The sequence below is a fragment of the Bacteroides xylanisolvens XB1A genome, assembly GCF_000210075.1.
Lineage (GTDB): Bacteria > Bacteroidota > Bacteroidia > Bacteroidales > Bacteroidaceae > Bacteroides > Bacteroides xylanisolvens.
The window spans coordinates 5,436,020-5,452,093 of record NC_021017.1; the positions used below are offsets into that span (position 1 = coordinate 5,436,020).

12 protein-coding genes are annotated in these 16,074 nt (G+C 42.1%); 2 read left to right on the forward strand and 10 right to left on the reverse strand.

The features are described from left to right. Positions 1 to 16 precede the first annotated feature (16 nt). Genes BXY_RS21375 through BXY_RS21385 form a run of 3 tightly spaced genes read right to left on the reverse strand, consistent with a single transcriptional unit; the run spans position 17 to position 3,684 of the window. Positions 17 to 541 carry a biotin/lipoyl-containing protein gene (locus tag BXY_RS21375; protein WP_004314803.1) on the reverse strand — a complete coding sequence of 175 codons (525 nt, stop codon included), beginning with the start codon at positions 539 to 541 and terminating at the stop codon, positions 17 to 19. Positions 542 to 570: 29 nt separating this feature from the next. After that, the gene (accC, locus tag BXY_RS21380; protein WP_004314804.1) at positions 571 to 2,082 is read right to left on the reverse strand and encodes an acetyl-CoA carboxylase biotin carboxylase subunit; all 1,512 of its coding nucleotides are present in this window, start codon (positions 2,080 to 2,082) and stop codon (positions 571 to 573) included. Between the two features lie 57 nt (positions 2,083 to 2,139). Further along, a complete protein-coding gene (locus BXY_RS21385; RefSeq protein ID WP_015532945.1) occupies positions 2,140 to 3,684 on the reverse strand; it encodes an acyl-CoA carboxylase subunit beta in 1,545 nt (514 codons plus the stop codon). A gap of 512 nt (positions 3,685 to 4,196) precedes the next feature. Here BXY_RS21385 and BXY_RS21395 point away from each other — a divergent pair. After that, positions 4,197 to 5,696 (forward strand): L-lactate permease, encoded by a 1,500-nt coding sequence (locus BXY_RS21395; protein ID WP_015532946.1) that lies wholly within the window; start codon positions 4,197 to 4,199, stop codon positions 5,694 to 5,696. Between the two features lie 324 nt (positions 5,697 to 6,020). Here BXY_RS21395 and BXY_RS21400 read toward each other — a convergent pair whose 3' ends face one another. From BXY_RS21400 to BXY_RS21415, 3 genes are all read right to left on the reverse strand, one after another. Further along, on the reverse strand, positions 6,021 to 7,130 hold the full coding sequence (locus BXY_RS21400; protein WP_009039895.1) for an AAA family ATPase: 1,110 nt from the start codon (positions 7,128 to 7,130) through the stop codon (positions 6,021 to 6,023). Beyond that, positions 7,105 to 7,839, reverse strand: coding sequence for an RNA ligase family protein (locus tag BXY_RS21405; RefSeq protein WP_008019617.1), 735 nt, complete (start codon positions 7,837 to 7,839; stop codon positions 7,105 to 7,107). The genes BXY_RS21400 and BXY_RS21405 overlap by 26 nt, the downstream gene beginning before the upstream one ends. Before the next feature lie 131 nt (positions 7,840 to 7,970). Beyond that, on the reverse strand, positions 7,971 to 9,368 hold the full coding sequence (locus BXY_RS21415; RefSeq protein WP_015532948.1) for an RtcB family protein: 1,398 nt from the start codon (positions 9,366 to 9,368) through the stop codon (positions 7,971 to 7,973). A 515-nt stretch (positions 9,369 to 9,883) separates the two neighbouring features. Between BXY_RS21415 and trxA the strand changes: the two genes are divergently transcribed. Continuing rightward, positions 9,884 to 10,381 (forward strand): thioredoxin, encoded by a 498-nt coding sequence (gene trxA / locus BXY_RS21420; RefSeq protein WP_008025658.1) that lies wholly within the window; start codon positions 9,884 to 9,886, stop codon positions 10,379 to 10,381. Between the two features lie 187 nt (positions 10,382 to 10,568). On the opposite strand, the gene BXY_RS21425 is transcribed toward trxA, so the two are convergent. Genes BXY_RS21425 through BXY_RS21440 form a run of 4 tightly spaced genes read right to left on the reverse strand, consistent with a single transcriptional unit; the run spans position 10,569 to position 16,005 of the window. After that, a complete protein-coding gene (locus tag BXY_RS21425; RefSeq protein WP_015532949.1) occupies positions 10,569 to 11,285 on the reverse strand; it encodes a LytR/AlgR family response regulator transcription factor in 717 nt (238 codons plus the stop codon). Continuing rightward, positions 11,282 to 12,391, reverse strand: coding sequence for a sensor histidine kinase (locus BXY_RS21430; RefSeq protein WP_008644740.1), 1,110 nt, complete (start codon positions 12,389 to 12,391; stop codon positions 11,282 to 11,284). The genes BXY_RS21425 and BXY_RS21430 overlap by 4 nt, the downstream gene beginning before the upstream one ends. Next, a complete protein-coding gene (locus BXY_RS21435) occupies positions 12,388 to 13,470 on the reverse strand; it encodes a sensor histidine kinase (RefSeq protein WP_195436012.1) in 1,083 nt (360 codons plus the stop codon). The genes BXY_RS21430 and BXY_RS21435 overlap by 4 nt, the downstream gene beginning before the upstream one ends. Positions 13,471 to 13,527: 57 nt before the next feature. Further along, positions 13,528 to 16,005 (reverse strand): TonB-dependent receptor, encoded by a 2,478-nt coding sequence (locus tag BXY_RS21440; RefSeq protein WP_015532951.1) that lies wholly within the window; start codon positions 16,003 to 16,005, stop codon positions 13,528 to 13,530. Positions 16,006 to 16,074: the final 69 nt, after the last annotated feature.

Sequence of the window (16,074 nt, forward strand, 5' to 3'; positions counted from 1 at the left end):
AGTTTTTTTTTGAGAATCATTCAATTACCATGATCCGGTCGTTCAATCCCACCTTCATGCCATCTTCCACAAATACCTCTTTAACTACTCCATCCGTCACCGAACGTATCTCATTCTCCATCTTCATTGCCACCAATACGCAAAGCGGATCGCCACGTTTCACACTATCTCCTTTCTTTACATACGTCTTCAGTATTACTCCCGGCATCGGTGCCTGTACTACCTGACGTCCTACAGACTCAGCAGCAGTGCGGGCATTATGTATCTTCTCCATTTCTCCCTGCAATTCAATCTGATAAAGCTCCCCTTTATTCATGATTGTATATGAATTATTGGAAGAGGGAGAAATCTGCACTCCATGCGAGTGGTGATCGATGATAATTGAATGGATAGAGTCGCCACCCATGTTATAATCGACCTCATATATCTTACCATTGACTGCAATCTTCTTGATTGGTCCGTCCTCCAGTATTTCCACCTTATATTCACTATCCGGCATGTCCTGGAGCTTGGCGTAATATGTAGCTAATGTTGTACCCATAATCTGTTCTGTTATTTTTTAGTCTTACATCAATAATTATTAGCAGTCATCTGCAACTTACCATAATACTTCCAGAGCGATTCGCCTACCACCGGAAGCGTTGTGGCACGGGAAGCCGCTTCTTTCTCCCGTTCGTAGTGTCTCACTGCGGCAGCAATGACAGCCACTGTCGGATCGGTATTCTGACGGCGTTTCAGATCTTCCTTATCAAAGCGCGTATCAATAAACGTTGTATCATATTCGCCTTTCAGGAAAGCTGCATTCTTCAATACACGTTGATGGAAAGGAATTGTTGTTTTAATTCCCAAAATCTTATACTCGCGCAAAGCACGTGCCATATTGGAAATGGCAGAAGCACGGGTACGTCCCCAACAACATAGCTTGGCAATCATCGGGTCATAATGCAGAGAGACTTCAAATCCGGCATAAGCGGCACTGTCAAGACGCAGGTTACGCCCTTCGGGAGCTTCACGAACAGTAATCACCCCGGGAGAAGGTATGAAGTTATTCTCCGGATCTTCCGCATAAATACGACATTCGATAGCTGCTCCGCTAAACTGAATATCATCCTGTTTATAAGGCAACGGATTTCCGGCGGCAACTGTTATCATATCCCGAACCAGGTCAACTCCCGTACATTCCTCCGTCACAGGATGTTCTACCTGCAAACGGGTATTCATCTCGAGGAAGTAGAAGTTTTGGTCTTTATCCATCATAAACTCCAATGTCCCGGCACTGTAATAACCTATTTTCTTACAGGCTTCCACAGCAACCTTCAACATTTTCTTTCTCGTCTCTTCTTTCACAAAAGGAGAAGGACTTTCCTCTATCACTTTTTGATTACGGCGCTGAATAGAACATTCACGTTCGTAAAGGTGGACCACATTGCCATATTTATCTCCCATGATCTGAACTTCGATATGATGCGGGTTCTCGATGTATTTCTCAATATATACCGCATCATTGCCAAAAGAGGTCCCTGCTTCGGATTGTGACAAACGAAGAGCCGTTTCCACTTCTTCTTCCGTACGTACCAAACGCATTCCTTTTCCTCCACCTCCGGCAAGTGCTTTCAGCATAATGGGATAGCCGACTTCATTAGCCACCTTCTTCACTTCATCAATCCCCTGCACAGGTGTTTCGGTTCCGGGAACAATGGGTAATCCTGCTTCACGCATAATCTTGCGGGCTTCTGTCTTGATTCCCATTTTGGAAATAATGTCCGCACTCGGTCCGATAAAAATCACTCCTTCTTCTTCACAACGGCGGGCAAAATCCGCATTCTCCGACAAGAAACCATATCCCGGATGAATAGCAGCACCGGTCTTTTTAGCAATGGACAAGATCAATTCCGGCTTCAGGTAGGAAGTATCTTCGGGCGATTCGGAGATGCAATAGGCTTCTTCTGCATAACGTACATGCAAAGCTCCGCGGTCTACATGGGTATAAACAGCCACCGTTGCGATATTCATCACCCGACAGGTACGGAAGATTCGCATCGCTATTTCACCGCGGTTGGCTACTAATATTTTCTTTATCATAATCTTTTTATTCTTTTAATGAACACTCTCCATTCTCAACTCTCCACTCTCAACTTATTAAAGCGGAAGATTCGAATGTTTCTTAGGAGGATTAGACTGCCGTTTGTTGGCAAGCATCTCGAAACTTCGAATCAACCGCAAACGGGTTACCGCCGGTTCAATCACTTCATCCACATATCCCAATTCCGCCGCCCGGTAAGGATTGGCAAACTTCCCGCGATAATCATCCTGAAGTTCTTTCCGTTTTTCTTCGGGGTTTCCGGCCTTATCTATATCCTTACGGAAAAGAATATTCACAGCTCCATCCGGTCCCATCACAGCTATTTCGGCAGTAGGAAAAGCAAGATTGACATCTCCGCGGATATGCTTGGAGCTCATCACATCATAAGCGCCACCGTATGCTTTGCGGGTGATAACCGTAACTTTCGGCACTGTAGCCTCACAATAAGCATAAAGCAATTTTGCCCCGTTACGAATAATTCCGCCATATTCCTGATCGATTCCCGGAAGGAATCCCGGCACATCTACCAGTGTCAGTAAAGGGATATTGAAAGCATCGCAGAAGCGGACAAAACGGGCAGCTTTGACAGATGCGTTAATATCCAGCGTGCCTGCAAGTACCAATGGCTGATTAGCCACCACTCCCACTGTTTTTCCATTCAGCCGGATATAGCCGGTCACAATATTCGCAGCATACTCTGCCTGAAGTTCGAAGAAACTATTATCATCAGCCACTGCTTCAATCATTTCTTTTATATTATACGGCTGATTCGGATTGGTTGGAATCAAATTAGCCAGTTCCGGAGTCAGACGGGTCGGCGAATCGTTTGTAGCTACAAACGGAGGCTCTTCCATATTATTTCCCGGCAGATAGGAAATCAATTCACGAATATAATTAATACACTCAATATCATTCTCCGCAGAAAGATGAGCTACACCGGACTTTGTCATGTGTACGCCTACTCCGCCGAGTTCCTCTTTAGTGACTTCTTCCTGTGTCACACTTCTCACCACATCCGGTCCTGTAATAAACATATAACCGGAATTTTTCACCATCAGGATAAAATCTGTCAATGCAGGAGAATAAACCGCACCTCCGGCACATGGGCCCATGATCGCACTAATCTGCGGAATCACTCCGGATGCCATAGAGTTGCGCAGGAATATCTCGGCATATCCGGCCAAAGAACGTACCCCTTCCTGAATTCGTGCACCGCCAGAGTCGTTCAGTCCGATGATGGGTGCTCCCATTTGCATAGCCATGTCCATCACTTTACAAATTTTCTTAGCGTGCGTTTCCGAAAGAGCTCCACCAAATACGGTGAAATCCTGTGCAAAGACATAAACCAGGCGCTTGCCAATCATACCGTATCCCGTCACTACCCCGTCTCCGGCAAATTTCTGCTTTTCCATACCGAAATCGGTACACCGATGGGTTACCAACTTATCCAGTTCGATAAACGAACCTTTCTCCAATAATAAATCGATGCGTTCACGGGCGGTCAGTTTTCCCACAGAATGTTGTTTTTCAATGCGAGCGTCTCCGCCGCCTTTTTCTGCTTTCCTGTTCAGTTCTTCCAGGTTGTTAATAAGCTCTTTCATAGGCTGTAGTTATTAAAGTTGTATGTGTGTGTAAAAATAAACAGTAATATATGAAATCATTGTCATATTGATTACACAAAGTACTTTTATATAATGAACGCCTCATGTGTGGAAAATGTTAGCATTTATGCCTTAAAACATCTTTATCCATTTATTTAGGGAGCTTTTTTTGCAGGTTGCGACAACAAACTTCCCCGCTTTTCTGTTTATCGCTTATCATTTTTAATAAAACCTATACCGTTGTCAACTTCGATGTTGAACAAGGCCGCATCATTATCAGGGAAAATCCGAAATACCTTAGTCTGAACGAAATGTATCAGGTAGCCAACAGCTATCCGAAAGGCAGCAAAGCTAGGTAACGAAGCTGCGCTGGCCAACTTAAAACAATTACAACAAATTCTTAGCGTGAAAATGAAATAAACAGAAAAATCTTTTTATTCACCCGACCAAAGTGGGACGTTTGTTTGTTATATCAATAATAAACGACGTTCCACTTTTTAAATCTGATAATTATGACCTTGATCCTTGCTATTATTCCGGTGTTACTGTTGATTATATTAATGGCATTCTTTAAAATGCCGGGTGACAAAAGTAGTATCATTTCTCTGATCGTGACGATGCTGATTGCTATTTTCGGCTTCGCTTTTTCAGTAGACAATCTGTTTTACTCCTTTTTATATGGGGCGTTAAAAGCCGTCTCTCCTATCTTAATCATTATCCTGATGGCTATTTTCAGTTATAACGTATTGTTGAAAACAAAAAAGATGGAGATTATCAAACAGCAATTCGCTTCTATTTCTACCGATAAAAGTATTCAGGTGTTATTACTGACTTGGGGATTCGGGGGACTACTGGAAGCGATGGCCGGCTTCGGGACAGCAGTTGCCATTCCGGCAGCCATTCTTATCAGTCTGGGATTTAAGCCTATCTTTTCGGCAACCGTAAGTTTGATTGCCAACAGTGTAGCCACAGCTTTCGGAGCGATCGGAACTCCGGTATTGGTACTAGCCAAAGAAACGAATTTGGATGTATTGCATCTTAGCACGAATGTCGTATTGCAGTTATCCGTTTTGATGTTCCTGATTCCGCTAGTTTTGCTTTTCCTTACTGACTCCAAACTTAAATCGCTTCCCAAAAATATATTTCTTGCCTTATTAGTAGGCGGAGTTTCTTTAGTCAGCCAATATCTGGCTGCCAAGTACATGGGTGCTGAATCTCCGGCCATTATCGGCAGTATTCTTTCGATTATCGTGATTGTTCTTTATGGAAAACTGACTGCCTCTAAAGAAGAGAAAGCACGGAAAAGCCATCTGAGAACAAAAGATATACTGAATGCATGGAGCATCTATTTGCTGATTCTATTTTTAATCATCCTGACCAGTCCCCTCTTCCCGGAATTGCGTCATACATTAGAGAATAACTGGATAACCCGAATCAGTTTGCCCATCAATGCTTCCACCGTCAATTATACCATTTCCTGGCTAACTCATGCCGGGGTATTGCTTTTCATCGGAACTTTTATCGGTGGATTAATTCAAGGAGCTAAAGTAAAAGACCTGTTCATCGTTCTTTGGAATACAGTGAAGCAATTAAAGAAAACATTCATCACCGTGATCTGCCTTGTGGGATTATCCACAATTATGGATAGTGCCGGAATGATTGCTGTGATTGCCACGGCACTGGCTACGGCTACGGGAAGTTTGTATCCACTGTTTGCTCCGGTCATCGGTTGTCTGGGAACGTTTATCACCGGAAGCGACACCTCTTCCAATATCCTTTTCGGAAAGTTGCAAGCAAGTGTTGCAGGGCAAATTCATGTCAGCCCGGATTGGCTGTCCGCTGCAAATACAGTAGGTGCTACAGGTGGTAAGATTATCTCTCCGCAAAGTATTGCCATTGCTACTTCTGCGGGAAACCAACAGGGAAAAGAAGGTGAAATACTGAAAGCGGCTATTCCTTATGCGTTGGTGTATGTGGCGATTACCGGAATTATTGTTTATATTTTCAGTTGATTACCCCAAAGATATCTCTAATAAGTTTACGATGTCTTTACCCTCACACCCTCTCCCTATTAGCTCAAACCGCTTATTCATCATGGTTACAGGTGGGAGGGTAAACGGTTACTTTCAACCTGCCTCGTAATTACTCATTGGAAAATTTCCGGTTAACAGTAGTTCCACTTTGTTTCATTACTTGGGACAAAGTGTTTCACACCGGGAAACAAAGCGTTTCAAGCATTGAAACAAAGTGTTTCACACCGAGAAACGAACTGTTTCAAGGCTTGAAACATATTTTGAAACTATTCGGTCATTATTTGTATAAGTTCTATAAGTTACTTATACCACATGATATACCACTTCATGCGCTTCCGTCAGTTGAGGAACCTCCAGTTTATCCAACATCTTATCCAATACAGATTCAGGAAGTGCATATTCCCTGCTTTTATTTTGTTGACGCCAAGTGTGATATGGCTGTTCCAGATAGACTATCTTCACTTTTGCACCATAATCAACAAACAGATCAATCAGTTGGGCACGCATCTGACGAGTTATGTTAGTAGCATTCCAAACAAAATCCTGTCCTTTGCGAAGATACGTTCTGGCTTCTTCCTTCGCCATTTGCACTACCCGTCCATTCGCCGACTTATCCGTGGGACTCAATTTGTACTTGCGACGAATGGCATCCAAGCTCACCACCGGCATATCCATGCCAGCAGACTGAATATAATAGTCTTTCCCCATTCCCGGAAGTCCTGACAACATCGTCACTTCACATTTAAACTGTTCGTGAGGGATATAATCAATATAACTGCCTTCTGCATGGAAGTAATGAAAGCGTGCATAATCTGTGGCAAACTCTCTCGGTTTACTCCAACAATCTTGTTCACGGCAGAAAATCTCAAACAGTTCCACAGCTTCCAACAACCCATTCTTATCTTCACAAATACGTCCTCTGACGTCAGCTTCAGCCAACATTTTCAGTAATGAAGTATCTACCCGTAAAGAAGCTTCACAGAGTTTCTTTACAGAATCCGACTTCTCCATCAGCCAAACAGGCAATCCGTGATACCGGACTAAAGACGCAATCTGCTCCCGAATATGGAACGGAGCAGGACAATCCCGGTATAAAATAGTACGGGCAGTGTACTCTCCTTTTCTGGCGTGCCCTTTAGCAGATACCCGCCCCTCTCCTTCATCCACGGAAGTCGAACGTTTTTCAACATCATGTAACAATGCAGATGTCCAAATAATTTCTTTCTCCAAGGTGCAGAGAGTCTGATAAGCAGAAGACTGCTGCAATGCTTCCAACACCATACGGGTATGCTCGGCCACACTTCCCTCCGCATGATAACGAGTATCCTGCGGGACGACATTCATTTCTCGTACCCACTCGAACTGCTGTTCGAGTGAGCACCACGATTTATCTTCTATCAATTTCCAATTCATCATTATTCTCCTTTTCATTACTCAATTCCCAGACAAGCGGGGCACGTTTCCAATTACGCGTCCAATGCTCATCTGTTTTGACGTGTCCTTTTCGCACATACTTAAACACATGATGCGCAAATTCGCTTACCGGATATTCCTCGATATTGCGGCTGACTACTCCTTCACGAGTACAAGCCACTTTCGTCCACGGATCACATGAACCGAAAACAGACGGGTCTTGTGACATATCGATGATTTCCTGTTTTAAAAGCTCCGGCGTTAAACCGGAAACAGGTTCTATCTTCAACTCCGGAACCGTAGGCAAGTCAAATAAAGCTGCATAAAACTTCACTTCTTCCCATGACAACCATTGATCCATGCAACGAACCGCAAAGATATAAAAATGCGTTTCTAACCGTTGATATTCAATAGAATGTATGGCGTATAGATTTTCTCCAAAGATTTCTATATCGCCCAAATCATTCTTTATCAATTCCCAACGTTCCCGCAGTTGCCTCGTCCAGGGTGAAGTGGTGGGAGCCGCATGCGAACGGGCAAAGACACCCCACTGACTCAAACAATTATTCTCTCCATCCAACTTCTCGGTATGCACCAATGTCTTAATCCGTTGGATATCTTCCCAATACGTATGATTAATTCGGTCATCACTAGTCGTTCCGGGAGAGAACGGATAGTGATAGGTACGACCATATTTCTCTGATATCATCTTCTTCTTTTTTTTTAATTAAATACTTATTCTTTTTTGCACAGCTAAACAGCACTAAAGCCACTACCCGGCAACATTCCGCAGGTCCTCTGCCGGAAGTAATTTGTAAATAGACTTTTTCTTTCATCGCATCATTCCTTATTCATTCGTACAATGCGAGGCATAAATTTGCCTTGCACTTCCACTAGTGTCTCCTGCGTATACATCACTCTGTCAATGTCCTTGTATGCCAGCGGCATTTCTTCCACGCTCCCACCAATCAAAGTTACTCCTGCTTGCGACAGTAACTTCTTCAAAGCCGATTGCGTAAAACTATCTTTTGCCTTTTGGCGGGACATTGCCCTGCCGGCTCCATGAGAAGCCGAATTCAACGCATCTTCCACCCCTTTGCCACACACCAGATAACCCGGGGTGGCCATACTTCCGGGAATCAATCCCGCTTGTCCCTTTTGCGCCGGAGTAGCCCCTTTACGATGGACGATCGCCATACGTCCCGGTGTTATTTCCTCTTTCCAAGCGAAGTTATGATGATTATTGACATTAGCGAGAGGCTTCAACCCCAAGGCTTTCGCCAAATTCAAATGAATCCGTTCATGACAGGCACGGGCATAATCACCTGCCAGATTCATACTCATCCAATACTCCTGTCCCTCTTCCGTGTTCAAATCCAACCAAGCAAAATGTTGTGCTTCACGAGGAAGCCTGCACACTTCACGTGCCAGCAGACTGTAATGTTTTGCAATAGCAGCCCCCAATCCTCGTGAACCGGAATGTGACAGCAATGCCAGGTAACTTCCTTCCGGAAGATTCAGTACGTTTTTTTCTTGCAAAGTGATCTCGCCGAACTCTACAAAATGATTGCCACCACCGGAACTCCCCAGTTGACGGACGGCCTTTCCATGCAAATCCCTCAATAAAGGCGTCAGACGGAATTCCTCCCTATCCAACACTTCATGTTCCTGCTCAAAACCCAATCCGCCATCCATACCGAAATGGGTGAAATCTTTCAAGGCTTCTTTCATCTGATAGGCATACCGTTTCAGAAAATCTGCTCCGGCATCGAATACTGTCAGACTCATCCGGCAGCCGATATCAACTCCTACGGCATACGGAATCACCGCATTATCCGTAGCAAGCACTCCACCGATAGGTAATCCGTATCCGGCATGAGCGTCAGGCATCAATGCTCCGCCCACTGTTACGGGCAAGCGCATAGCCAGGTTCATCTGTTGTTTGGCAAGCGTCTCGATAAATTTACCTCCATAGGTTTTATACATCAACGGCCCATCCAGTAAATCATAAGCTATAAACTCTTTCGCTACTATAGTCGGCGAAAGGCGTTCGGCCAGCTTATTCCATATTTCATTGTTTTTGTAAGATTCGGGATGCTCGAGTATATCGCTCAATGTCATTTCAATCTGTTCCTTCGTGTTATATTTGCAATGTTTGCTCACAATGTCCACTACCAGACTGCGGGCAACATTATCCCGGTATCCCAGTTTACTTAAATCTTTTAATCGTATTCCCATACTCTTTTTTCATTCGCATACAACATTCCCTGTCAGCCTCACCGGCAAACGACGATGCAATACACGTGATACCAATGCTTAGGATACGGATATAAAATACCCTCCCACCGCATTGAAGTGATTAATTTTAAAAATAATAAATGTGATTGCAGGACTAATCAACCATTGCCGCCTGTTAGTAGAATTGCGGTCAATGTAAGAACCATCAGTTCAATATAAAAAATAATAAGTTGCAAAGCCTCATCCTCCCGACGAGACAACTTAGTCCTAATTTGAAAATATTATAACTCCAACATAATTAATACCCTTTCCATCAATTTTAAAGGGTGAATACTCATTTTATCGCAGCAAAAGTAGTGCTTATTTTTATATCTTCCAAAGATTAATAGACAAATTTTAGTGTTCAATAACTATCCGAGGGAAGTTTTGCCAAGAGTTTCTGTCAAATTGCTATTTTATGGTCCCTTTATATCGCCTATCTTTGCATCAGATAAAAACAAAAAGAAAGATAATATATGAAACGGATAAAAAGCTTATTAAGTGTCTTCGTCTTGACACTGGCAGCCACGGCTTGCGCGGGAAACAGCGGAGAAAATAAAAAAAGCAATGAACCAACAAAGGAGGACAATAAAATGGAAGTAGTAGCATTAAATAAAGCAGATTTTTTAAAGAAGGTATATAACTATGAAGCCAATCCGAACGATTGGAAATTTGAAGGCAGCCGTCCTGCCATCGTAGATTTCTATGCTACCTGGTGCGGTCCCTGCAAAGTGATGCACCCGATTCTGGAAGAACTTAGCAAAGAATATAGCGGCAAAGTAGATATCTACCAGATTGATGTGGACAAAGAACAAGATCTGGCAGCAGCATTCGGTATCCGCAGCATCCCTACCCTATTGATGATTCCGATGAAAGAGGAACCGAGAATCATGCAGGGAGCTATGCCTAAAGACCAGCTTAAAAAAGCAATTGATGAATTTCTTCTGAAACAAAATAACGAAGCAAAGCAATAGACTTCGACTTTTTTCTCGTCATGGCAACTGCCCTCTATTCGTCTTTAGAAGATGGATAGAGGGCTGTTTATATATGCCAAATGATAAGAATAAACATATTTGCATATATTCGCACTTCACTTTATCTTCTTATTTATATTTCAAATTGAAAAAATGCAGAAACATTGAATAATACTACATCACGATCTCACACTCTTTGTTTCATCACAAACCCCTCAAAGAAATCGTCGCGGTAACTATTACCGATAGCTATTTCATACGATTTTATGAATATATCATTATTGTCAAATGATTCGATGTGACCGGTATTGACAATATATGACTTATTCACCCGCAGAAAAGTTGATTTGGGTAACAAATCGAATATGGCTTTCAAACTCATACGGGTGATAATACGTTGATCGCTAAGTTGGATTATAACGTAATCTTTCAATCCTTCAATGAAGAGAATATCGGAGAAGTTGACTTTGAAATACCGGCGTTCTGCTTTCACAAAAAAATAGTCGGCAGTAACCACCGTTTCGATGGCTTCTTTCTCTTCTTTCAGTAACAAAGAATGGTAAGACAAAGCCTTATCCACAGCTTTTTGAAAACGCTCCGCTTCAACAGGCTTAATCAAATAATCTATCGCATCCACTTCGTAACTGTCCAGTGCATACTCTGTGTAGGCTGTGGTAAAAATGACCAGTGTTTTCTTTGAAATCGTACGTGCAAACTCAATTCCTGTAATCCCTGGCATCTGAATGTCAAGAAAAACCAAATCAGCCACATGTTGCTCCATGAAATCGGAAGCAGTGGACGCACTATTAAAACTCCCGATTAATTGAAGGTTATTCGATTCTTCTATCAATAGCTTCATGGCTTCACGTGCCAATGGTTCATCGTCTACAATAATACAATTCATAATGTTATACTTAAAATTACAGTATATTTATTTTCATTCTCTATCTGCTTCAGTTCATACCGACCGGGATACAACAGCCCCAATCTGCGTTGAATATTCACAAGTCCTATCCCTCCGACTTTCCCTTTACTAACGGCAACTTCCGGTGTGGAATTCTCGCATCGAAACTCTAATCTATCATTATCAACTTTAAAAGAAACGTGCACATACGAAGGATGCTCGCTGTCAAAACTATGCTTTACCGCATTCTCCACAAAAGGAATAAACAATAACGGCTGAATCCAAATGGAATCTGTCTCTCCATGTTCCTCCATCGTAAACTGAAAATTATCACGACGGATCTTTTCCAGATTCAGATAATCATTTAAGAAATGAATATCCGATGCTAACGAAACTCTTTCTCGCGAGCTGTCATTTATCTGATAGCGCAGTAAATCTTCTAATTTGAAAAGTACTTTGGATGCTTCTTCCGGATTTCTCTTTATCAGGACATTGGCATTATTCAGCATATTAAAAAGAAAATGCGGATTAATCTGATTTTTAAGAAACTTCAGTTCCGATTGTAAAGTCGTGGATTCCAGTTCATCAATACGCAGGTTATAGCGTAGCCAATGCATGAACAATGAGATAGCTGCAGAGCCTGCCATGACAAAGCCAATGGTCAGTATGCCCGAAAAAGCATTGATAAAAGTGGCAAAACCATTGGGATCTTTTCCGGGCAGAATCACTTCAAAAAGCAAACCTTGGGTAACTGAAAGAAAAGTAATGACTGCTATATTTGTAATGACTGCCATCAACACATAACTACCCCAACGATTCTTCAACAGGAAATAAGGAACCAATACATACAGGTTTATATATATCACCATATTCATAGAAGCAAAATATGCCAGACATCCGCCCAGTCGCCTCCCAAAAGAGACTGTTTGTAAAGGCTCATACCAAAGGACATTGATTGTTATCAAAACAACAACCAATTGCAGCAGCAAATGCCTGTATATCCGATAACGGGGACTCAATAGAAATGCAGTGACACTTTTATCATTCATATTTCTGTCAGTGGTATTTTTATTGAAGTCATTACCATGATTGGTATCCCTACTCATGACTCACCTCCTTTCAGTTCCAGCCATATACTGCCGACAGCCAATGACAATCTGTAACGGCTTCCATACAAAATATCCAATCTTTGTCTGATTCTTTCCAGCCCTTTATCGGACGACAAGAGATTTACTTCAGGACAAGCGCAAGCGAAAATAATCGTACCCTTTTCCGCTTTCAAATGAGTTTTCAATGAAACAGGAGGCTGTATCTGTTGCTCGTCTATTGCTTTGACTATATATTGTACAAAAGGGATGAAAAGCAAAGGTGGTACCAACATTCTATTCACTTCGCCTTCGGAAGTAAATTCATAGTAAAATTGTGGTCGGGAGGTCTGTTCCAATGTCAGGTAATTAGTAAGAAATGTAATTTCGCTACTAAGCAAGACTTTGGCCCTATTGCAGTCATACAACTGATAGCGGAGAAGTTGGCTTAACTTCATCAACATCTTTGAGGCTGTTTCCGACTCACTCAACGTTAATTCTCCCGATTGGTGCAATGTTTTAAAAAGAAGTTCAGGGCTAATCTGTTCTTTTAACCGTTCCACTTCAGAAACGACATGGGCTTTCTCCATTTGTGAAACACGCCGGTTATTAATCATCCACTCCTTCAGGAGAACTGTCATCGTACCTCCTATCATACACAGCGTAGATAACATAAAAGAAGAAATATAGTCCACTACCATGTGCATCGAAAAATAAGAACCTCGCGCATGGAGTTCCGGCCAATAGGAATATGCCATGTATTCTATTGACATCTGTATCAACAGAGCTACGATCATCGCAGCAGAAAGTAATGACAAATAGGTCAGATAATGTCTCTTCAACAAATATTTCGGAAAGAGTTGGAAAAGATTCAAGTAGATAACCGCTACATAAGTGAGCAGGTAAAGAAAGGTAAATGTGTAAATCCATCCGCCCAATATATCCTTATAATCCAAAAAGATAATAAAGACCTGATTGAAAGAGATCGTCCCCAGCACCAGGATAAGTACCAAATACCGCATCCATCGTAAGTCCGGACTAACGAGAAATCGATATAAAAAGGTAGATTCACTACCTGTTGCAAGTGTTTCAGTTGTCATACGCTTTATTGGGGACGAAGATAAAACATTTTTCCGGTTAGACTCTATACCGTATCTCTAAAATTCAAGCTTATAACTCACATTCGTCAATATCGTAGAATTGTCGCTGACATCTATTCTTCCAGTTTTCACATTATATTCATGCCCGTAATGTTCTTTAGCACCCGTAAAGTTAAGTCCTTTCACTGCAAATTCATGTGATACTTTTCTCTTGTTGATACGATAACTGACAGTATAATTACCAATCAACATAGGAGAATATTGTTTTGAGAAAGCTTTCGTTTCGTCATATTGCACTTCTTTATCCGGATGATTCATCGTTGCCTCCAAGTCAATCGGAGAATATCGATCACCACCTTGCAAGGTTAGTTTCAGGTTGACACTAAGTATATTCTGTTTATTTCTTCCCAGCATCCATTCTTTACCGATGAGTCCGTTTATCACATAATTACGGTTAAACTTCGTGTTATACCACACACCGTCCCCACCCCGGTAACGGGAATCAAACCAAGAACCCGAAATCATATAATAAAGTCCTTTCTCCAAAAAACGTTCGAAGGTAATGTCTATTCCCACATTGCGTCCTCTTCCTTTATTAACCAACGCATCTTCCACATAAAAATCAGAACGGTTAAGTACGGAGTAAGAACTATCCGCCATTACTGGGACATCATGCAAAAACTGGATATATGGTTCTATCTTCAGATTCATGCGATCAGAAATCTTGTAACCGAATGATAACATAATGTGCTGTGCTTTTGTAAAATCAAGATCTTTATTGACGGATTGATTGCCTGTACTTTTCGTTTTAACAAAATATACATCCATCTTTTCCATACGACTGTACATTCCATAAGCCAACGCAAAGGTTGTTTTTGGAGTAGCTTGCCACTTCAAGCCAACCCGTGGTTCTACAGACCATTTATTGTTCAGAGTCAGAAGCTGTCCATAGATTCCTGCATTAAGGGTCCAACGCTCTGTTAATCCCACCGATGAACTATTGTAGGCTGAAATCAGACTTGTATTACCTTTTCCTTGAGATACAATTTCCAGTGGTTCGGCTTCATAAGGAGCAATGGAAAGATCCATTTTGTAGAACATATTGGTATAGGTGAATCCTGTCTTGTTCGTAAAACGGTTACTGAATTTACGATTAAAGGTAGTGGTAAATATCAGGTTGGTATATTTTGAATCAAGATCCATATAAGGAGTAGACTCCATCGAATGGTTGAACAAGGTTGCTCCTCCGTCGAGTTGCGAATAGGTAGCGGCTATCGTGGTCTTCAACGATGCGTCATTATTAAAGAAATAACGATGGCTGACACCTCCGGCTGCCATATATTGCTTGTCTCTTGATTCACTGCGGTCGCCCCAATAATCCCATTTCTCTGTGTTCTTCTCAAAATCACTGGTGAACTTATCAATCAGGCTCGTTCCCCAAACAGAGAACGTTCCGGCTTTCTGTGTTGGAAAGTTGAGTTTGAGGTTCAGGTCCTGATAATCCATCGTTCCTCCTTCAAGATTCAGAAGTCCGGTTGTAGAATAACGGTAATTGAAAATATACGATGCTTTATGTTTCTTGCTCAAAGGGCCTTCGGAAGCGACGTCGATTCCCATAATTCCCACCTGAATGGTATTTTCGTTCTTTTGGTTGTTGCCGTTACGCAATTTCATGTCAAAGACTCCGGATACAGCATTTCCATATTCGGCAGGAAATGCTCCGGTGAAAAAATCAGAGTTTCCAAGCACTTGTGAACTTAGAGAGGAAAGGATTCCTCCACCCAACGTAGCGATGTCCGCAAAATGATTCGGATTAGGAATTTCGACATCCTCCAGTCTCCATTGCAACAGATGTGGGGCATTGCCATGAATAGAAATTCCATTGGAAGAAACGCTGGGAGCTACTCCGGCAAAAGCAGAAACCAAACGTGCGGGATCATCAAATCCACCTGCATAACGGCTCGCTTCTTCTACACTCAACATACGTGCTCCGGTAGTAGCCATCTTATTCATTGCTTCTTCCTTGTTCGTCCGCGCACGAATTATTACTTCGTTTAATTCGTTCACGCTTTCTTTCAAAGGTATTTCCAAATATATTTCCTTGGCGGAGGTCACCAGTATTTCTCTGAAAATGCCCGGTTCATATCCCATAAACGCAGCTTCTACGGTATGTCGCCCGACAGGAACCTGCGGTATACTGAAACGACCAAGACTGTCTGTTATCGTACCCGCCCCCTCTTTTTCAGATAGCTTTACTGTTGCATACGGTATCGGAAACTTCGAGTCTCCATCTATAACAATCCCACGGATGGTCTGCACCGGACGTCCTTTCCGTCCTGTTGTCTGGCTGAATACTGTTACAGACACAAATAAAGCGGTCAATAATAGGATCCATCCGCCATAACGATATATTTTCCGGGAAAGTTCTTCACTTAGAACTTTTTCAAAAGTTTTGAGCACTGTCCCACACTCATCTAAAGAGACACCCGACTGAATAGATATTTTCTCTAATAATCTAGTTTTATTCATCTTCATGATTTTATTCCGTTTTTATTTCGTCACGAAGATAAGGCAGAGATCAGCACTAATTTTTCAAATGAGACG